General features: G+C 70.1%; 14 protein-coding genes. 11 read left to right on the top strand and 3 right to left on the bottom strand.

Going from position 1 to position 19914, the window contains the following annotated elements; all coding sequences use genetic code 11:
• Positions 1-61: 61 nt before the first annotated feature.
• Positions 62-3112 (top strand): excinuclease ABC subunit UvrA, encoded by a 3051-nt coding sequence (uvrA, locus tag ACIQRL_RS00975; RefSeq protein WP_401325282.1) that lies wholly within the window; start codon positions 62-64, stop codon positions 3110-3112.
• A 141-nt stretch (positions 3113-3253) separates the two neighbouring features.
• Here uvrA and ACIQRL_RS00970 read toward each other — a convergent pair whose 3' ends face one another.
• Both ACIQRL_RS00970 and ACIQRL_RS00965 read right to left on the bottom strand, forming a co-directional pair.
• Positions 3254-4183, bottom strand: a complete 930-nt coding sequence (locus tag ACIQRL_RS00970) for a carbohydrate kinase (protein WP_401325279.1) — start codon at positions 4181-4183, stop codon at positions 3254-3256.
• Positions 4180-5247, bottom strand: a complete 1068-nt coding sequence (locus tag ACIQRL_RS00965) for a LacI family DNA-binding transcriptional regulator (RefSeq protein WP_401325278.1) — start codon at positions 5245-5247, stop codon at positions 4180-4182. Before ACIQRL_RS00965 ends, ACIQRL_RS00970 begins: the two co-directional genes overlap by 4 nt.
• A gap of 295 nt (positions 5248-5542) precedes the next feature.
• On the opposite strand from ACIQRL_RS00965, the gene ACIQRL_RS00960 reads away from it, so the two are divergent.
• Positions 5543-5968 carry a Rieske (2Fe-2S) protein gene (locus ACIQRL_RS00960; RefSeq protein ID WP_401325276.1) on the top strand — a complete coding sequence of 142 codons (426 nt, stop codon included), beginning with the start codon at positions 5543-5545 and terminating at the stop codon, positions 5966-5968.
• Positions 5969-6066: 98 nt separating this feature from the next.
• On the opposite strand, the gene ACIQRL_RS00955 is transcribed toward ACIQRL_RS00960, so the two are convergent.
• Entirely contained in the window at positions 6067-7014 is a 948-nt protein-coding gene (locus tag ACIQRL_RS00955; RefSeq protein ID WP_401325274.1) for a hypothetical protein, read from the bottom strand.
• A 237-nt stretch (positions 7015-7251) separates the two neighbouring features.
• On the opposite strand from ACIQRL_RS00955, the gene ACIQRL_RS00950 reads away from it, so the two are divergent.
• From ACIQRL_RS00950 to tpiA, 9 genes are all read left to right on the top strand, one after another.
• A complete protein-coding gene (locus ACIQRL_RS00950; protein ID WP_401325271.1) occupies positions 7252-7647 on the top strand; it encodes a hypothetical protein in 396 nt (131 codons plus the stop codon).
• A 272-nt stretch (positions 7648-7919) separates the two neighbouring features.
• Entirely contained in the window at positions 7920-10373 is a 2454-nt protein-coding gene (gene uvrC / locus ACIQRL_RS00945; RefSeq protein ID WP_401325269.1) for an excinuclease ABC subunit UvrC, read from the top strand.
• Entirely contained in the window at positions 10370-11389 is a 1020-nt protein-coding gene (gene rapZ, locus ACIQRL_RS00940; protein ID WP_401325267.1) for an RNase adapter RapZ, read from the top strand. The genes uvrC and rapZ overlap by 4 nt, the downstream gene beginning before the upstream one ends.
• The gene (yvcK, locus tag ACIQRL_RS00935) at positions 11386-12456 is read left to right on the top strand and encodes a uridine diphosphate-N-acetylglucosamine-binding protein YvcK (protein ID WP_401325264.1); all 1071 of its coding nucleotides are present in this window, start codon (positions 11386-11388) and stop codon (positions 12454-12456) included. The genes rapZ and yvcK overlap by 4 nt, the downstream gene beginning before the upstream one ends.
• Complete coding sequence (whiA, locus tag ACIQRL_RS00930) at positions 12447-13436, top strand: DNA-binding protein WhiA (RefSeq protein ID WP_401325262.1); 990 nt, start codon at positions 12447-12449, stop codon at positions 13434-13436. The genes yvcK and whiA overlap by 10 nt, the downstream gene beginning before the upstream one ends.
• A gap of 190 nt (positions 13437-13626) precedes the next feature.
• On the top strand, positions 13627-16584 hold the full coding sequence (locus tag ACIQRL_RS00925) for a M14 family zinc carboxypeptidase (RefSeq protein WP_401325259.1): 2958 nt from the start codon (positions 13627-13629) through the stop codon (positions 16582-16584).
• A gap of 191 nt (positions 16585-16775) precedes the next feature.
• A complete protein-coding gene (gap, locus tag ACIQRL_RS00920; protein WP_401325257.1) occupies positions 16776-17786 on the top strand; it encodes a type I glyceraldehyde-3-phosphate dehydrogenase in 1011 nt (336 codons plus the stop codon).
• 128 nt (positions 17787-17914) lie between these two features.
• Positions 17915-19126 (top strand): phosphoglycerate kinase, encoded by a 1212-nt coding sequence (locus ACIQRL_RS00915; RefSeq protein ID WP_401325255.1) that lies wholly within the window; start codon positions 17915-17917, stop codon positions 19124-19126.
• Between the two features lie 5 nt (positions 19127-19131).
• Complete coding sequence (gene tpiA, locus ACIQRL_RS00910) at positions 19132-19908, top strand: triose-phosphate isomerase (protein WP_401325253.1); 777 nt, start codon at positions 19132-19134, stop codon at positions 19906-19908.
• The last annotated feature ends 6 nt before the right edge of the window (positions 19909-19914 follow it).

The following is a 19914-nucleotide window of genomic DNA, read 5'->3' as shown; positions in this document are numbered from 1 at the left end:
AGTCTGAGAAGACGGGGGCCTGCGGCCCCTGTCACTTCTCTCAAGAAAGGTGCGGACCGGCGTGGCCGACCGTCTCATCGTCCGTGGAGCGCGCGAGCACAATCTCAAGAATGTCTCGCTCGACCTCCCGCGCGACTCGCTCATCGTCTTCACGGGCTTGTCGGGGTCGGGCAAGTCCTCCCTCGCCTTCGACACGATCTTCGCCGAGGGCCAGCGGCGCTACGTGGAGTCCCTGTCCTCGTACGCCCGGCAGTTCCTCGGCCAGATGGACAAGCCGGATGTGGACTTCATCGAAGGTCTCTCCCCGGCTGTCTCCATCGACCAGAAGTCGACCTCGCGCAACCCGCGCTCGACGGTCGGCACCATCACGGAGGTCTACGACTACCTCCGGCTGCTCTTCGCGCGCATCGGCAAGCCGCACTGTCCCGAGTGCCGCCGTCCCATCTCCCGCCAGTCGCCGCAGGCCATCGTCGACAAGGTTCTGGAGCTCCCGGAGGGGAGCCGCTTCCAGGTCCTGTCGCCGCTGGTGCGTGAGCGCAAGGGAGAGTTCGTCGACCTCTTCGCCGACCTCCAGACCAAGGGGTACAGCCGTGCCCGGGTCGACGGCGAGACGATCCAGCTCACCGAGCCGCCGACACTGAAGAAGCAGGAGAAGCACACCATCGAGGTGGTCATCGACCGCCTCACGGTGAAGGACTCCGCCAAGCGCCGTCTCACCGACTCCGTGGAGACCGCCCTCGGCCTCTCCGGCGGCATGGTCGTACTCGACTTCGTCGACCTCCCCGAGGACGACCCCGAGCGCGAGCGCATGTACTCGGAGCACCTGTACTGCCCGTACGACGATCTGTCCTTCGAGGAGCTGGAGCCGCGCTCCTTCTCCTTCAACTCGCCCTTCGGCGCCTGCCCCGAGTGCACCGGTATCGGCACCCGCATGGAGGTCGACCCCGAGCTGATCGTCCCGGACGAGGACAAGTCGCTCGACGAGGGCGCCATCCACGCCTGGTCGCACGGGCACACCAAGGACTACTTCGGCCGGCTGATCGGCGCCCTCGCGGACGCGCTGGGCTTCCGGACCGACATCCCCTTCGCCGGGCTGCCGCAGCGCGCCAAGAAGGCACTGCTCTACGGCCACAAGACACAGATCGAGGTCCGCTACCGCAACCGGTACGGACGCGAGCGTGTGTACACCACGCCCTTCGAAGGGGCCGTCCCCTTCGTCAAGCGGCGGCACAGTGAGTCCGAGAGCGACGCCAGCCGTGAGCGCTTCGAGGGCTACATGCGCGAGGTGCCCTGCCCCACCTGTCAGGGCACGCGCCTCAAGCCGCTCGTCCTCGCGGTCACGGTCATGGAGAAGTCGATCGCCGAGGTCGCGGCCATGTCCATCAGCGACTGCGCGGACTTCCTGGGGAAGCTGAAGCTCAACGCGCGCGACAAGAAGATCGCCGAGCGCGTCCTGAAGGAGGTCAACGAAAGACTGCGCTTCCTGGTCGACGTCGGCCTCGACTACCTGTCGCTGAACCGGGCGGCCGGTACCCTCTCCGGCGGTGAGGCCCAGCGCATCCGCCTGGCCACCCAGATCGGCTCCGGACTCGTCGGCGTTCTGTACGTCCTCGACGAGCCCTCCATCGGTCTGCACCAGCGGGACAACCACCGGCTGATCGAGACCCTCGTCCGCCTCCGCGACATGGGCAACACGCTCATCGTCGTCGAGCACGACGAGGACACCATCAAGGTCGCCGACTGGGTCGTCGACATCGGTCCCGGCGCGGGCGAGCACGGCGGCAAGGTCGTGCACAGTGGACCCTTGAAGGAACTCCTCGCCAACCCCGAGTCGATCACCGGCCAGTACCTGTCGCGCACGAGGCAGATCCCGACCCCGGACATCCGCCGTCCCGCCGACCCCGGCCGCAGGCTCACGGTGCACGGCGCCCGCGAGAACAACCTCCAGGACATCGACGTGTCCTTCCCGCTGGGCGTCCTCACGGCCGTCACCGGCGTATCGGGTTCCGGCAAGTCGACGCTGGTCAACGACATCCTGTACACGCACCTGGCCCGCGAACTGAACGGCGCGAGGAACGTACCGGGGCGGCACACGCGCGTGGAGGGCGACGACCTCGTCGACAAGGTCGTGCACGTCGACCAGTCGCCCATCGGCCGTACGCCCCGGTCCAACCCGGCGACGTACACCGGAGTCTTCGACCACGTCCGCAGGCTGTTCGCCGAGACCACCGAGGCGAAGGTGCGGGGCTATCTGCCCGGCCGCTTCTCCTTCAACGTCAAGGGCGGCCGCTGCGAGAACTGCTCAGGCGACGGCACCATCAAGATCGAGATGAACTTCCTGCCGGACGTGTACGTCCCCTGCGAGGTCTGCCACGGGGCGCGCTATAACCGGGAGACCCTGGAGGTCCACTACAAGGGCAAGTCCATCTCCGAGGTCCTGGACATGCCGATCGAGGAAGCGCTCGGTTTCTTCGAGGCCGTCCCGGCGATCGCCCGCCACCTCAGGACGCTCAACGACGTCGGCCTCGGCTACGTCAGGCTCGGCCAGTCCGCGCCGACGCTGTCCGGCGGTGAGGCACAGCGCGTCAAGCTCGCCAGCGAGCTCCAGAAGCGCTCCACCGGCCGCACCGTGTACGTGCTCGACGAGCCGACCACCGGTCTGCACTTCGAGGACATCAGCAAGCTCATCACGGTGCTGTCCGGTCTGGTCGACAAGGGCAACACGGTCATCGTCATCGAGCACAACCTCGATGTCGTCAAGACCGCGGACTGGGTCATCGACATGGGCCCCGAGGGTGGCAACGGCGGTGGTCTCGTGATCGCCGAGGGCACGCCCGAGGAGGTCGCCGGCGTTCCGGCCAGCCACACCGGCAAGTTCCTGCGCGACATCCTCGGCGCCGACCGGATCAGCGACGCCGCTCCCGTGAAGGCACCTCGGAAGACGGCCGCCAAGAAGACGGTCGCGGCGGGGACGGCGGCGAGGAAGGCGGCCACGAAGACCGTCGACAGCACGGCCACCAAGAAGGCGGCCGCGGCGAAGAAGACCGCCACGAAGTCGGTCGCCAAGAAGGTGACCCCCGCGAAGAAGACCACGCGGGCCCGCAAGGCCTGACCCGACCGGTCCGACGCGTCGGACCGGCCACTGCGCACCGCACGGCGCCCCAGGGGAATTCCCTCCGGGGCGCCGTCCGTTGTGCAAGGGGCAGCCCCGCCCGTCGCGGTTCGAGGACCGAGGTGTGGCGGCCGGGCGTTCCTACACGTCGCGTGGTGCGGCGAGTTCGCCGAGTTCGTGGGCGTACGGGGGTTCGGCTCCGGCGCGGGAGCAGGTGACGGCCGCCGCGCGGGCCGCGAGGCGCAGCAGTTCGGTCCAGCCCGTGGGGCCCAGCTGCGCGAGTGCGGTCGGGGACAGGGCGTTCCGGGCGGCCAGACCGTGCAGCAGGGCCGCGTTCACGGTGTCGCCGGCGCCGATGGTGTCCACGACGTCGACCGGTTCGCCGGGTACGGAGTGGACCGAGCCGTCCCGGGTGAACGCGGTGAGACCGTCGCCGCCCTGGGTGATGACGACGGCCGCGGGTCCGGCGGCCAGCCACTCGCGCGGGGTGCCGCCCAGCCACCGGGCGTCCTCCTCGGACAGCTTGAGCAGGGACACCGACGGCAGCCAGCTCTTGAACCGGGCGCGGTACGCGTCCGGGTCGGGGATCAGACCGGCACGGATGTTCGGGTCGAGGGCCGTGAAAACTCCTCGCCCGGCGGCGGCGCTCATCAGTTCCTCGTACGCGCTCGCGCCCGGTTCCAGGACGAGTGAACAGGTGCCGAAGGACACCGCCCGCGTCCCGTGGGGGAGTCGGTCAGGGGCCGCGAAGAGGCGGTCCGCCGTGCCGTCGACGTAGAAGGAGTAAGCGGCCGAGCCGTCCGTGCCGATCGTGGCGACCGCCAGGGTCGTCGGTTCGCTGCCGCGCTGCACGGACGACACGTCGACACCCGCGTCGCCGAGTCCGCGCAGGAGGGCCTCGCCGAACGCGTCGCGTGACACGCGGGAGCAGAAGGCGGTGGGGGAGCCGAGGCGGCCGAGCGCCACCGCCGTGTTGTAGGGGCCGCCGCCGGGACGGGGCAGCAGGCCTGCCAGGGCGCCCGGGCCCTGCGGCACCAGATCGATCAGGGCCTCACCGGCGACGACGATCACGATGCGGGTCCTTTCCTCGGTGTCTCGTGGTTTTCGGGGGGTACGGCGCTCTCGGGACAGCCGCACGAACTGCGGTGGACGAAGGCGGAGGGCAGCCGGACGGTGCGGCTCTCCAACTGCGGCGACGCCAGCCGTTCCAGGAGCAGGTGGACGGCCGTGGCGCCGATCTCCTTGGCGGGCTGGGCGATCACGGTGAGGCGGGGTGTGAAGAGATCCGCCCAGGAGAAGTCGTCGAAGCAGCACAGCGCGAGGTCGTCGGGCACGGACAGGCCCCGTTCACGCAGGGCCCGCAGCGCGCCGATGGTCATGGCGTTGTCGGCGGTGACGAGCGCGCCGGGCGGTGCCCCGAGGGACAACAGCCGATGAGTGGCCTCCTCGGCCGTCTCCGTCCGGGAGTCGCCGTGCGCCACGAGCCGTTCGTCGTAGGGGAGTCCGGCGTGCGCGAGGCCGTGCCGGTAGCCGGTGATCCGCTCGGTCGTGGTGCTGAGTCCGGGCAGGCCCGCGACCAGTCCGATACGCCGGTGCCCCCGCTCGGCGAGGTGCGCGACCAGGGCCGCCATGGGCTCGGTGTTCTCGGCGCAGACCTGGTCGTGGCGGAAACCGCTCCCGACGGGAGGGCTCACCAGCCGGTCCAGGAAGACCGTGGGTACGTCGTGCCGCCCGAGGTACCGCAGGAGCGCGTCCGGGGTCGCCGACGGAGCGATGATCATCCCGTCCACGCGTCGCTCGTGCAGCAGTTGGACCACGGTGCGCTCGTGCTCGGGGTCGTCGTGCGGATCGGCGATCAGCAGGCCGTAGCCGTGTTCCAGGGCTCCGGCCTCGACACCCTGGAGGATCTCCGTGAAGTACGGGTTGGTGATCGCCGACACCGCGAGCCCGATGGAACGCGTGCGTGAGGTGACGAGCGAACGGGCGAGGCTGTTGGGCGTGTAGCCCAGCTCGTCGATCGCGTCGAGAACGGCCTGGCGCGTCCTGGGCAGCACCGGGCGGGTGTCGTTGAGGACGTGCGAGACGGTCGCGATGGACACGTTCGCCCGACGGGCCACATCGGCCATCGTCGCCATGACACTCCCTCCCCCGGGCCTAGGACCGGGTCGCTCGCGGGCGAACGTATCTCATCCGACCACAGACGTAAACGCTTACGCATGCGTTTACGTAAGCGTTTACGTCCATCGGTGCGTCAGGATTCGCGTCGGCGTCTGCGTCTGTGGTCGCGTCGACCTGTCCAGGATCGAGCGGAATGATCTGTGCCGGTATGGTCGGTCCGCGACACCGCGAAACCCTTTGTGGTGTCGCCGTGTTCGGCGTTGCCGTGCCCGGCGGGGTGTCCGCCGGGCATCCTCGACCAGTGGAGCTGCCATGTCCGGCCGTCCGTCCGCGAGCCGTCGTACCGTCCTGCGCGGAGCGGCGCTCACCCCGGTCGCCGGGCTCGGCCTCGCCGCGTGTTCCGGCGGCAGTGGCGGCGGAGCCTCCGCGACGCCGACCGCTCCCGTCGTCCTGGGCGCGCAGAGCGAGGTCGCCAAGGGTGGTGCTCAGCTGTACCAGGACCATGACGTCGTGGTCAGCCGCGCAGAGAACGGTTCCCTCAAGGCGTTCAGCTCGATCTGCACCCACGCCGGGTGCGCCATCAACAAGCTGCGGGGCACGACGCTCGTATGCCCGTGCCACGGCAGCGAGTTCGACGCCATGAACGGCAAGGTGCTGCGGGCACCGGCCACCGTGCCGCTCCACGAACTGCCCGTCGAGGAGACGGACGGGAAGATCGTCGCCGGGCCGGGCGCCTGAGCCCGAGTGCGGGTACGGCGTTCGAGCTCACGTGCCGGCCGGGGACCTGAGCCCGGATGCGGTCGGGACCGGCCCGTGGGTCGCACCCGCGCGACCGGTCACTCCCAGTCCCATCCGATCCCCACGATCCCCGACCGCACGCGCGGCTCGACCAGGTGCACCGAGCGGTGCCGGCCGCTCAGCGTCAGTTCCTGGCGGCCGCTGCGCGGCGCCGCCGCGGAGTGCTGGGTGAAGCGGTGGCAGCGCACGGGCAGCGCGTCCTCGGCGAAGTGCACCTGGAGCGCGTACTGCCCGCCCGCGAAACCGAACCCGCGGACGTACTCACTGGACGCCCCGGCCGTGCCGTCCTCGAAGGCGTAGCGGAAGAGGAACGTATCGCCTGCCCGGAGCCGGGTGTCGAAGAGCAGTTCGGCGACGAGCACACCGGTGCCGCGGTGCCAGCGCACCCGGCCCGTACGGCAGTTCTCCAGAGCCCGGACCGCCGTCCGCTCCGGTACGCATCCGGGATCGCCGTGATGGATGGCCACATAGCGGTCCACACCATCCTTGTGGGCGCGCACGATGTGGTGCGATTCGCGGCCCAGCAGTTCGCGACGGGCGCCTATGCGGACCTGTTCGTGATGGCCGATTGTGTGCAGACCACCGTCGAGCGGGGACTCCAGTTCGGCCAGCAGCCGTTCCAGAACCCCTGACGCTTCCACCAGGGAGCGGTACGAACGCCCTGTGGGGCGCTCCGGATCCGAGCGTTCCTCGGCCTCGGCCAGCAGTCTGATCAGGGACTCGTCGGGGAGCTGGAGGATCTCCTCCAGGGCGCGGACCGCCCGCAACGACTCCGGACGCTGGGGGCGCCGGGCGCCCTGCTGCCAGTAACTCAGGCTCGTCACCCCGACCTTGACGCCGTACCGCGACAGATGGTGCTGGACGCGTTGCAGCGGCAGCCCGCGGGCGGTGATCGCGGCGCGCAGTGCGACATGGAAAGGGCCGCCCCGCAGGGCCGTTTCCAGTTCCGCCGTGGCGACGTCCGCGTGGTGTGTGCCGTGCAGCATGCAGGGGCCTTTCTGTGGATGTTCACTCCGGCTGGTCAGACCGTTCGAGCGGTGTGTCGGCGCCGCCCGGTGGGCGCGCGGGTGCTGCTCACACGTGGTTTCGCCGTGCACGCCCCGAGTTCCCCCGCATTGAAGCGTGTTGACCAAGTCCCGACAACACCTGATGCTCAACATGGCTCACCGCAGCCCCCCGGACGCGCTCCTTCTCTCCTCGACCCCCACTCGGGAGCACACACGATGCGCCACACACGACGACTCGTCGCTCTCGCCGCGGTTCTGGCCGCCCTGGGCGCCACCCCGGCCACCGCGGCCGTCGGGCGCGCGGCCGGCCACCCCGGCACGTCCGCGCACTCCGGAGGGCTTCCGGGCGCCGATTCGAGACCACTCGACGCGGAGGCCGCGCGCGGCGCACTCCTTGTGGCCGGACTCGGCGTACCGCGGACGGAGCGCGGCGCGCACGGGGACGACCGGGGTCCGGGCGGGGACAGGGGGCCCGGGCGCGGAAGGGGCCGGGGCGGCGGTGCCGATCCGACCGACCCGTTCGTCGTGGTGGCCTCGGCGACGGCCGGTGCGGGCGCCCTCGTGGCGCTCGTCCTGAGCGTCTCCAGGGCGCTGCGCCGACGCCGCGGCTGACCCGTGACGGCGCGACGCCGCGGCTGACATCGCTGTGCCGACCCCGCGACTGACATCGCGAGGCGCCGTCGAGAAGCCCGGCGGGAGGGTTCCGGGACGGTTCCGCCTCCGGACCGGCCGTGGTGGTCGCCGCCGTGCGGGCCGGGACGGTCACCGCCGTCACCGGCTGGGCCGATGGTCCCGGGGGCCCACCGGCGCGGTCCCCCGAGCTCTGTCCACAGGAGGGCCGGGAGCCGACCGCGCTGTCGGCCCACGCCAGTAGGGTGTGTGACATGGCCGACCCCTCCAGCTACCGCCCCAAGCCGGGACAGATCCCGGACTCTCCCGGGGTGTACAAATTCCGCGACGAGCACCGCCGGGTGATCTACGTCGGGAAGGCGAAGAGCCTGCGCCAGCGCCTGGCGAGCTACTTCCAGGACCTGGCGAATCTTCACCCGCGCACCCGCACCATGGTCACCACGGCCGCGTCGGTGGAGTGGACGGTCGTGTCCACGGAGGTCGAGGCCCTTCAGCTGGAGTACTCCTGGATCAAGGAGTACGACCCCCGGTTCAACGTCAAGTACCGCGACGACAAGAGCTACCCCTACCTCGCCGTGACGATGAACGAGGAGTTCCCGCGTGTGCAGGTGATGCGCGGCCACAAGAAGAAGGGCGTGCGCTACTTCGGGCCCTACGGGCACGCGTGGGCCATCCGCGACACCGTCGACCTGCTGCTGCGCGTCTTCCCTGTCCGCACCTGCTCCGCCGGTGTCTTCAAGAACGCCTCCCGCACCGGCCGGCCGTGCCTCCTCGGCTACATCGGCAAGTGCTCCGCCCCCTGCGTGGGCCGGGTCTCGCCCGAGGAGCACCGGGATCTGGCCGAGGAGTTCTGCGACTTCATGGCGGGCCGTACGGGGACGTACATCCGTCGCCAGGAGCAGCAGATGATGGACGCGGCCGAGGAGATGGAGTACGAGCGTGCGGCCCGGCTGCGCGACGACATCGAGGCTCTGAAGAAGGCCATGGAGAAGAGCGCGGTCGTCCTCGCCGACGCGACCGACGCCGACCTCATGGCCGTCGCCGAGGACGAGCTGGAAGCCGCCGTACAGATCTTCCATGTGCGCGGCGGACGTGTGCGCGGCCAGCGGGGCTGGATCACGGACAAGGTGGAGGCGGTCACCACGGGTGACCTCGTCGAGCACGCGCTCCAGCAGCTCTACGGCGAGGAGACGGGCGACTCCGTCCCCAAGGAAGTGCTGGTCCCGGCGTTGCCCGAGCCGGTGGAGCCCGTTCAGGAGTGGCTGACCGCGCGCCGCGGCTCGAACGTGTCGCTCCGCATCCCGCAGCGCGGCGACAAGAAGGCGCTCATGGAGACGGTGCAGCGCAACGCGCTCCAGGCGCTCGGCCTGCACAAGACGAGGCGCGCCTCCGACCTGACCACGCGCTCGCGCGCCCTGGAGGAGATCGCCGAGGCGCTCGACCTGGACAGCGCTCCGCTGCGGATCGAGTGCTACGACATCTCGCACCTCCAGGGCGATGACGTGGTTGCCTCGATGGTCGTCTTCGAGGACGGGCTCCAGCGGAAGGGCGAGTACCGGCGCTTCCAGATCAAGGGCTTCGCCGGCCAGGACGACGTGCGCTCCATGCACGAGGTGATCACCCGCCGCTTCAAGCGCTACCTCGTCGAGAAGGAGAGGACGGGGGAGTGGACGGACGGCGCGGACGCCGTCCCAGCCACCTCGGAAACCCTTGCGCCCGGCGCCCTCGCCTCCGGCAGCTCCGCGTCCGGCGCCCTCGCCTCCGGCAGCTCCGCGTCCGGCGCCCTCGCCTCCGGCAGCTCCGCGTCCGGCGTCCTCGCCTCCGGCAGCTCCGCGTCCGGCCCCCTCGCCTCCGGAACCTCCGGAACCTCCGGAACCTCCGGAACCTCCGGGTCCGAGGACCCCGAGTCCGGCACCTCGGCGTCCGAGAGCCCCGCCTCCTCCGCCTCCGGCACCTCGGCGTCCGAGAGCCCCGCCTCCTCCGCCTCCGGCACCTCGGCGTCCGAGAGCCCCGCCTCCTCCGCCTCCGGGACCTCGCCGGACGGGACCCCCATGGCCGGGACCCCGCTCGCCGAGGCCCCCTTCTCCGGGAGCGGCTTCGCCGAGGACGACGGCCGGCCCAAGCGCTTCGCCTATCCTCCGCAGCTCGTCGTCGTCGACGGTGGCCGGCCGCAGGTGGCCGCGGCCCAGCGGGCCCTCGACGAGCTCGGCATCGACGACATCGCCGTATGCGGACTCGCCAAGCGCCTGGAGGAGGTGTGGCTGCCGGACGAGGACGACCCGGTGGTCCTGCCGCGCACCAGCGAGGGCCTGTATCTGCTCCAGCGGGTCCGGGACGAGGCCCACCGCTTCGCGATCACCTACCAGCGCGCCAAGCGGGCCAAGCGCTTCAGGTCGGGCCCCCTGGACGACGTGCCGGGCCTGGGCGAGTCGCGCAAACAGGCACTGATCAAACACTTCGGCTCCGTGAAGAAGCTCCGGTCCGCGACGATCGACGAGATCTGCGAGGTTCCCGGCATCGGGCGCAAGACGGCTGAGACCATCGCCGTGGCCCTCGCCGAGGCGGCTCCGGCCGCACCCGCCGTGAACACGGCGACCGGAGAGATCATGGAAGACGACGAAGACGCGGCGCCCGAAACGACGGCGGGCCCCGCGGGGGAGCCCGTGACCGCGGGCGCCTCGGACGAGCGACGGGGGCAGGAGACATGACCGAGAACGACGCGCGTGAAGAGGAACGCCCGGCGCAGGGCCAGGAAGAACACACGGAAACCAGCGAAGATCACGCGGAGCGGGAAGCACCACGGGAAGACGGAGCACAGGTGGGTACGGGCAACGAGACGGCCGGAACGGGAGTTCCGGACGCCGTCATCCCCGAGTTGGTGATCATCTCCGGTATGTCCGGAGCCGGCCGGTCCACGGCCGCTAAGTGTCTGGAGGACCTCGGCTGGTTCGTCGTCGACAACCTGCCGCCCGCGCTGATCCCCACGATGGTGGAGCTCGGCGCCCGTTCCCAGGGCAACGTGGCCCGGATCGCGGTCGTCGTCGACGTCCGCGGCCGGCGGTTCTTCGACAACCTCCGCGAATCCCTCGCCGACCTGGAGTCCAAGGGCGTCACCCGCCGGATCGTCTTCCTGGAGTCCTCCGACGAGGCCCTGGTGCGCCGCTTCGAGTCCGTGCGCCGGCCGCACCCCCTCCAGGGCGACGGCCGCATCGTGGACGGGATCGACGCCGAGCGCGAACTGCTGCGCGAGCTGCGCGGTGACGCCGACCTGGTCATCGACACCTCCAGCCTGAACGTGCACGAGCTGCGCGCCAAGATGGACGCCCAGTTCGCGGGCGACGAGGAGCCCGAGCTGCGGGCCACCGTCATGTCCTTCGGCTTCAAGTACGGCCTTCCGGTCGACGCCGACCTGGTCGTGGACATGCGCTTCCTGCCCAACCCGCACTGGGTCCCCGAGCTGCGCCCCTTCACCGGCCTCAACGAAGAGGTCTCGGCGTACGTCTTCAACCAGCCCGGAGCCAAGGAGTTCCTCGACCGCTACGCCGAACTGCTCCAGCTCATCGCCGCCGGTTACCGGCGCGAGGGCAAGCGCTACGTGACCATCGCGGTCGGCTGCACCGGCGGCAAGCACCGCTCGGTGGCGACCGCCGAGAAGCTCGCCGCCCGCCTCGCCTCCCAGGGCGTGGAGACCGTGCTCGTGCACCGGGACATGGGGCGCGAGTGACCGGACGTACTACCCTGCGGCTGAGCCGGCTGCGCCGGGAGATCCCCGGGGTCCGAGCCACCCAGCCGGTCGCGGCGCGCGGCGCCAAGCCGCGCCGCCGCGGCGCCCAGCCCAAGGTCGTCGCCCTCGGCGGCGGCATGGGGCTGTCCGCCTCGCTCGCCGCGCTGCGTCGGATCACCGGAGACCTCACCGCCGTCGTCACCGTGGCCGACGACGGCGGCTCCAGCGGCCGTCTGCGCGACGAGCTGGGCGTCCTCCCGCCCGGTGACCTGCGCAAGGCGCTGGCGGCGCTGTGCGGCGACGACGACTGGGGCCAGACCTGGGCCCGCGTCATCCAGCACCGCTTCCAGTCCAAGGGCGAACTGCACGAACACGCGGTCGGCAATCTGCTGATCGTCGCCCTGTGGGAACAGCTCGGCGACCATGTCCAGGCCCTGGACCTGGTCGGCAAGCTGCTGGGCGCGCACGGACGGGTGCTGCCCATGTCCGCGGTGCCCCTGGAGCTCCAGGCCCTGGTCAAGGGGCACGACCCCGACCGGCCCGAGGAGATCCGCACCGTCCGGGGCCAGGCGAACGTGGCGCTCACCCCCGGCGAGGTACAGTCCGTGCACGTCGTACCGCACGACCCCCCGGCGGTGCCCGAAGCCGTGGCGGCGGTCCTCGACGCGGACTGGGTGGTTCTCGGCCCCGGCTCCTGGTTCTCGTCGGTCATCCCGCACCTTCTGGTGCCCGAACTTCTGGACGCCCTCAGCCAGACCCGGGCGCGCCGGGTACTCTCCCTGAACCTCGCCCCGCAGCCCGGAGAAACCGAAGGCTTCTCCCCGCAGCGTCATTTGGAGGTTTTGGGACGACACGCCCCTAAACTCGCCCTGGACGTGGTGCTGGCCGACGAGGCCGCCGTGCCCGACCGCGACTCTCTCGCCGACGCCGCCCAACGGTTCGGCGCCGCGGTCGAGCTGGCGCCGGTGGCCCGGACCGACGGATCTCCGCGGCACGACCCGGAGCTGTTGGCCGCCGCGTACGACCGTATTTTTCGGATGCATGGAAGGATCGGCCCATGGCGATGACGGCAGCGGTGAAGGATGAGATTTCCCGGCTCCCCGTCACCCGGACCTGCTGCAGGAAGGCGGAGGTCTCCGCCATTCTGCGGTTCGCCGGTGGCCTTCACCTGGTGAGCGGCCGGATCGTGATCGAGGCGGAGCTGGACACCGCCATGGCGGCGCGCCGCCTGAAGCGGGACATTCTGGAGATCTTCGGCCACACCTCCGAACTGATCGTGATGGCGCCCGGCGGGCTGCGCCGCGGCTCGCGCTATGTGGTGCGGGTCGTCGCGGGCGGCGACCAGCTCGCCCGCCAGACCGGGCTCGTGGACGGACGGGGCCGCCCGATCCGTGGACTCCCGCCGCAGGTGGTCTCGGGGGCCACCTGCGACGCCGAGGCGGCCTGGCGCGGGGCCTTCCTGGCCCATGGGTCGCTCACCGAGCCCGGCCGCTCCTCGTCCCTCGAGGTGACCTGCCCGGGGCCGGAGGCCGCGCTCGCGCTGGTCGGCGCCGCCCGCCGGCTGTCGATCGCCGCGAAGGCCCGCGAGGTGCGCGGGGTGGACCGCGTGGTCGTCCGCGACGGCGACGCGATCGGCGCGCTGCTGACCCGTCTCGGCGCGCACGAGTCGGTGCTGGCCTGGGAGGAGCGGCGGATGCGCCGCGAGGTCCGCGCCACGGCGAACCGGCTCGCCAACTTCGACGACGCCAACCTGCGCCGCTCGGCACGCGCCGCCGTCGCCGCCGGGGCCCGTGTCCAGCGCGCTCTGGAGATCCTCGCGGACGAGGTGCCGGAGCATCTCGCCGCCGCCGGACGGCTGCGCATGGAGCACAAGCAGGCCTCCCTGGAGGAGCTGGGCGCGCTCGCCGACCCGCCGCTGACCAAGGACGCCGTCGCGGGCCGCATCCGCCGGCTGCTGGCGATGGCCGACAAGCGGGCGCAGGACCTCGGGATCCCCGGGACGGAGTCGAGTCTGTCCGAGGAGATGGCGGACAACCTCGCGGGCTGACCCGGACCCGCGGGACGGTGTGAAAAACGTGCGGGATTATCTGACAGAAGCTCAATATGCCGGTGCCGACGCCCACTTGGGAGGTCGGCACCGGTGTCTGTCGGCCCGCGAGGCGCCCTTGACTTGACCTTGAAGTGTCATGAGCCTGGCATCTGTTCGCTGCTGTGGCGGACCAGTGCAAGGGGGGCTCATGAGACGAAGAGCGAGCGCGATTCTCGCTACCGGCGCGCTCCTGCTGGGCGGTGCGGCCGTGGCGCCGATCGCCCAGGCGCAGAACGACAGTTCACCCAAGCCCGACGCGAACGCCGTGAAGGTGTTCCGCGCCGAGGTCACGAAGCAGCAGGTACCCCTGCTGCTCGCGGCCGGTCAGGACGGTCACGAGCTCGGCGACACGACCTGGAAGAACGGCAGGAGCACGGTCGAGGTCTACGTCACCGACCAGCAGGCCAAGAAGCTGGAGAAGCAGGGCGTCGACCTGAAGGAGCACACGCTCTCCGCCAAGGCCGAGAACCGGGTCGAGGACGCCGCCCAGGGAGTGTTCCGCCCCTACAGCGGAAAGGGCAACCTCGAGGAGGAGATCGTCAGGACGGGTCAGGCCAACCCCGGCCTGACCAAGGTCGTCTCCATCGGCAAGACCGTGAACGGCCAGGACATCCTCGCGCTCAAACTGACCAAGGGCGCGAGGACGACCAGGGACGGCGCCAAGCCGTCGGTGCTGTACATGTCCAACCAGCACGCGCGCGAGTGGATCACGCCCGAGATGACGCGGCGGCTGATGCACTACTACCTGGACAACTACGCCACGGACAAACGCATCAAGAAGATCGTCGACTCCACCGAGCTGTGGTTCGTCCTGTCGGCCAACCCCGACGGCTACGACTACACGTTCAAGGACGCCGACGCCCGCCAGTGGCGCAAGAACATGCGGGACGTGAACGGCGACGGGGTCATCTCCACCGGTGACGGTGTCGACCTCAACCGCAACTTCGCCTACAAGTGGGGCTACGACGACGAGGGTTCGTCCCCCAACCCCACCAGTGAGACCTATCGCGGCGCGAGCCCCGGCTCCGAGCCCGAGACCAAGGCGCTGGACGCCTTCGAGAAGCGTGTCGGCTTCACGTACGGCATCAACTACCACTCCGCCGCCGAACTGCTCCTCTACGGAGTCGGCTGGCAGGTGGCGACGCCCACCCCGGACGACGTGCTCTACAAGGCGCTCGCCGGAACCCCCGAGAAGTCCGCGATCCCGGGGTACCACCCGCAGGTCTCCTCGGAGCTGTACACCACCAACGGCGAGGCGGACGGCCACGCGGGCAACGTCAACGGCATGGCGATGTTCACCCCTGAGATGTCGACCTGTCAGACCGCGTCGGACCTCGACCCGAACGACGCCTGGAACGCGGCGGACTGCGCCTCCGTCTTCACCTTCCCGGACGACGAGAAGCTGATCGAGCAGGAGTTCGAGAAGAACGTCCCGTTCGCGCTCTCCGTCGCCGAGACCGCCGTCCACCCCGACCAGCCGTCCTCCTCGGTCGGCCTCGACGCGCCGGACTTCACCCCCGCCGCCTTCTCCACCTCGTACTCGCGCGGCGCCGACCAGGAAGTCTCCGTCGTCGTCCGCAAGTCCGTACGCGACAAGGAACTCAAGTACCGCATCAACGGCGGCCGTACGCTCGACATGACGCTCAGGCCCTGGCGGGGCGGCGACACCTACGGCGGCACGGACAACCTCTACTTCGACGAGTACCGCGCCAAGGTCAAGGACGGCGACCCGGGCGACAAGGTCGAGGTCTGGTTCACCGGCGAGACCAGGAGCGGAAAGCCCACCTCCAGCACCCACTTCACGTACACCGTGGCCCAGCGGCCCCGGGCCGACGTGCTCGTGGTCGCCGAGGAGGGCGCGACCGCCACCCAGGCGCAGACCTACGTCGACGCGCTGAAGGCCAACGGCAGGAAGGCCCTCGTCTGGGACGTCGCCACCCAGGGCGCGCCGGACGCGCTCGGCGTCCTCGGTCACTTCGGGACCGTCGTCCACTACACCGGCGCCCTGCGGCCCGGCAACGCCACCCAGCTCCAGCTGCGGGCCTTCCTCAACGAGGGCGGCAAGCTCGTCGAGGCGGGCGAACAGGCAGGCGGCAGCGTCGACCTCGGCGGCGGCACTTTCTCGAACGACTTCAGCCAGTACTACCTGGGCGCCTACTCCCGTACGTCCACTCCCGGCGCGAGCGGGTTCACCGGCTCGGGGAAGCTCGGCGGCGCCACGGGAGCGCTCGGCGACGCGCCCGGCAACCCGCTCAACGCGGCGGGCACCTACGGTGTCACCTCGGACTCGCTCGCCGCGGCGCAGTACCCGCAGTTCGCCTCCAGCGCGGGAGCGGGCCAGTTCAGCGGGACCGTCAACCCGTACGGGCCCTACGCGGGCTCGTACATGGCCGCCGCGGTCCACACCGACGACGCCTACAAGCGCCTCACCCGCACCATCGACCTCACAGGGGTCGGCGCCGCCGACAAGCCGACGCTCCGTTCCCAGATGCTCTGGGACACCGAGCCCGGCTACGACCACGCGATCGTCGAGGTCCACACCACCGGGGCCGACGACTGGACCACGCTTCCCGAGGCGGGCGGTGCCACCTCGGCCACCGTCCCGACCGAGTGCGAGGCCGGCTTCCTCGCCCGGGAACACCCGTGGATCAAGCACTACCTGACCGTGAGCACGGCAGGCTGCACCGCCACGGGCACCAGCGGCGCGTGGAACAGCTTCACCGGCGCCTCCACCGGGTGGCAGCCGGTCGCCTTCGACCTGAGCGCGTACGCCGGCAAGTCGATCGAGGTCTCGTTCAGCTACATCACCGACCCGAGCACGGGCGGCCACGGCCTCCTCCTCGACAACACCTCCCTCGTGGTCGGCGGCACCGCCACCGAGACGGAGGGCTTCGAGTCCTCGCTCGGTTCCTGGAGCGTCGCCGGGCCGCCCGCGGGCAGCCCGGCCGTCCTGCGGGACTGGGCGCGCACCGGTGAACTCTTCAAGACCTATGGAGCGGTCACCACGGACGACTCCGTACTGCTGGGCTTCGGCCTGGAACACGTCGGTACGGCGGCCGAGCGCGCGGTACTGATCGGAAAGGCGCTCTCGGCGCTGCAGAGCTGACCGAGCGTGACAATCGCATGAACAGCGCGGGCGATCCGTACCCCTACTGACGGGTACGGATCGCCCTGCCGTGTATGGCCCTACTCGATGTCACTCCGGGCGCTCCAGGGAGGTAGGGTCGGACTCGGTCGGGGACATCCCATACAACTCGCCGACATCTGAGTCGGCGTACCTAACGAGGAGATCGGTTCGTGACGATCCGCGTAGGCATCAACGGCTTTGGCCGCATCGGTCGTAACTACTTCCGCGCGCTGCTGGAGCAGGGTGCTGACATCGAGATCGTGGCTGTCAACGACCTGGGTGACACCGCGACCACCGCCCACCTGCTCAAGTACGACACCATCCTGGGCCGCCTCAAGGCCGAGGTGTCGCACACCGCCGACACGATCACCGTCGACGGGCACACGATCAAGGTCCTGTCCGAGCGCAACCCGGCGGACATCCCCTGGGGCGACCTGGGTGTCGACATCGTCATCGAGTCGACCGGCATCTTCACGAAGAAGGCCGACGCCGAGAAGCACATCGCCGGCGGCGCCAAGAAGGTCCTCATCTCGGCTCCGGCCAAGGACGAGGACATCACCATCGTGATGGGCGTCAACCAGGACCAGTACGACCCGGCGAACCACAACATCATCTCCAACGCCTCCTGCACCACCAACTGTGTGGCGCCGATGGCCAAGGTTCTCGACGAGAACTTCGGCATCGTCAAGGGCCTGATGACGACGGTTCACGCGTACACGAACGACCAGCGCATCCTGGACTTCCCGCACTCGGACCTGCGCCGCGCCCGCGCCGCCGCCGAGAACATCATCCCGACCACGACCGGTGCCGCCAAGGCCACCGCCCTGGTCCTCCCGCAGCTCAAGGGCAAGCTGGACGGCATCGCCATGCGCGTGCCGGTCCCGACCGGCTCGGCCACCGACCTGGTCGTGACGCTGGCGCGCGAGGTCACCAAGGACGAGGTCAACGCCGCGTTCAAGAAGGCCTCCGAGGACGGCGACCTCAAGGGCTACCTGGCGTACACCGAGGACCCGATCGTCTCCTCGGACATCGTCAGCGACCCGGCCTCCTGCACCTTCGACTCCTCCCTGACCATGGTCCAGGAGGGCAACACGGTGAAGATCCTCGGTTGGTACGACAACGAGTGGGGCTACTCCAACCGCCTCGTCGACCTCACGGTCTTCGTCGGCGGCCGGCTCTAACTCCCAGAGCAGGCACCTCGATGTGAGCCAGGGCTCGGGCAGCGCGACGCCGCGCTGTCCGGGCCCTGTGCTACGTAGTGATCGATCAGCCCTCTCGGATCTGAAGAGCCTTCCCTAGGAGTCCCTTTATGAAGACGATCGACGAGCTTCTCGCCGAAGGCGTGGACGGCAAGCGGGTCTTCGTCCGCGCCGACCTCAACGTGCCGCTGGCCAATGGCCTCATCACCGACGACGGCCGCATCCGCGCCGTCCTCCCGACCGTCAAGGCCCTGGCCGAGGCGGGCGCCAAGGTCATCGTCGCCTCGCACCTGGGCCGCCCCAAGGGTGCCCCGGACCCGGCGTTCTCCCTCCTCCAGCCCGCCGAGCGACTCGGTGAACTGCTGGGCGCGCCGGTCGCGTTCGCGCAGGACACCGTCGGCCCCGCCGCCCACGACGCGGTCAACGGCCTGCAGCCCGGCCAGGTCGCGGTCATCGAGAACCTCCGCTTCAACGCCGGCGAGACGTCCAAGGACGACACCGAGCGCGGCGAGTTCGCCGACCGGCTCGCCGCCCTGGCCGACGTCTACGTGGGCGACGGCTTCGGCGCCGTGCACCGCAAGCACGCCTCCGTGTACGACCTCCCGGCCCGGCTGCCGCACTACGCCGGCTACCTCATCGCCACCGAGGTCGGCGTCCTGAAGAAGCTCACCGAGGACGTCCGGCGGCCCTACGTCGTCGCGCTCGGCGGCTCCAAGGTCTCCGACAAGCTCGCCGTCATCGACCAGCTCCTCGGCAAGGCCGACCGCATCCTGATCGGCGGCGGCATGGCCTTCACCTTCCTCAAGGCCAAGGGCTACGAGGTCGGCTCCTCCCTCCTGCAGGAGGACCAGATCCCGGCCGTCACCGAGTACATGGAGCGCGCCGAGAAGCTGGGCGTCGAGCTGGTGCTCCCGGTCGACGTCGTGGTCTCCCCCGGATTCCCGGACCTGAAGGCCAAGGCGCCCACCGAGCACACCGCCGTCGACGCGGACAAGATGCCCGAGGGGCAGCTCGGCCTGGACATCGGCCCGAAGACCGGCACCCTGTACGCGACCAAGCTCACCGACGCCGAGACCGTGTTCTGGAACGGTCCCATGGGCGTCTTCGAGCACCCCGACTACGCCGAGGGCACCAAGGCGGTCGCCCAGGCTCTGGTCGAGTCCAAGGGCTTCACCGTCGTCGGCGGGGGCGACTCCGCCGCCGCGGTGCGCACCCTCGGTTTCGACGAGACCGCATTCGGCCACATCTCGACCGGTGGCGGCGCCTCCCTCGAATACCTCGAGGGCAAGACGCTCCCCGGCCTCGCCGCACTGGAGGACTGACCTAGATGAGCACGCGCACGCCGCTGATGGCGGGCAACTGGAAGATGAACCTCAACCACCTCGAGGCCATCGCGCACGTCCAGAAACTCGCCTTCGCCCTGGCGGACAAGGACTACGAGGCCTGTGAGGTCGCCGTCCTTCCGCCCTTCACCGACCTGCGCTCCGTGCAGACCCTGGTCGACGGCGACAAGCTCAAGATCAAGTACGGTGCCCAGGACCTCTCGGCGCAGGACTCCGGTGCCTACACCGGCGAGATCTCCGGCTCGATGCTGGCCAAGCTGAAGTGCACGTACGTGGCCGTCGGCCACTCCGAGCGCCGCCAGTACCACAACGAGACCGACGAGATCGTGAACGCCAAGGTCAAGGCCGCCTACAAGCACGGTCTGACCCCGATCCTGTGCGTGGGCGAGGAACTGGACGTCCGCGAGGCGGGCAACCACGTCGCGCACACGCTCGCGCAGGTCGAGGGCGGCCTGAAGGACCTCCCGGCCGAGCAGGCCGAGTCCGTCGTGATCGCCTACGAACCTGTCTGGGCCATCGGCACCGGCAAGGTCTGCGGTGCCGACGACGCGCAGGAGGTCTGCGCCGCGATCCGCGCCAAGCTCGCCGAGCTGTACTCCCAGGAGCTGGCCGACCAGGTCCGTATCCAGTACGGCGGCTCGGTGAAGTCCGGAAACGTCGCCGAGATCATGGCGAAGTCCGACATCGACGGCGCTCTGATCGGTGGCGCGTCGCTCGACGCCGACGAGTTCGTCAAGATCGTCCGGTTCCGCGACCAGTAAGTATGC

It is taken from the genome of Streptomyces sp. NPDC091209 (assembly GCF_044757755.1).
Classification (GTDB): Bacteria; Actinomycetota; Actinomycetes; order Streptomycetales; family Streptomycetaceae; genus Streptomyces.
This window is presented reverse-complemented; position numbering and strand designations above follow the sequence as displayed.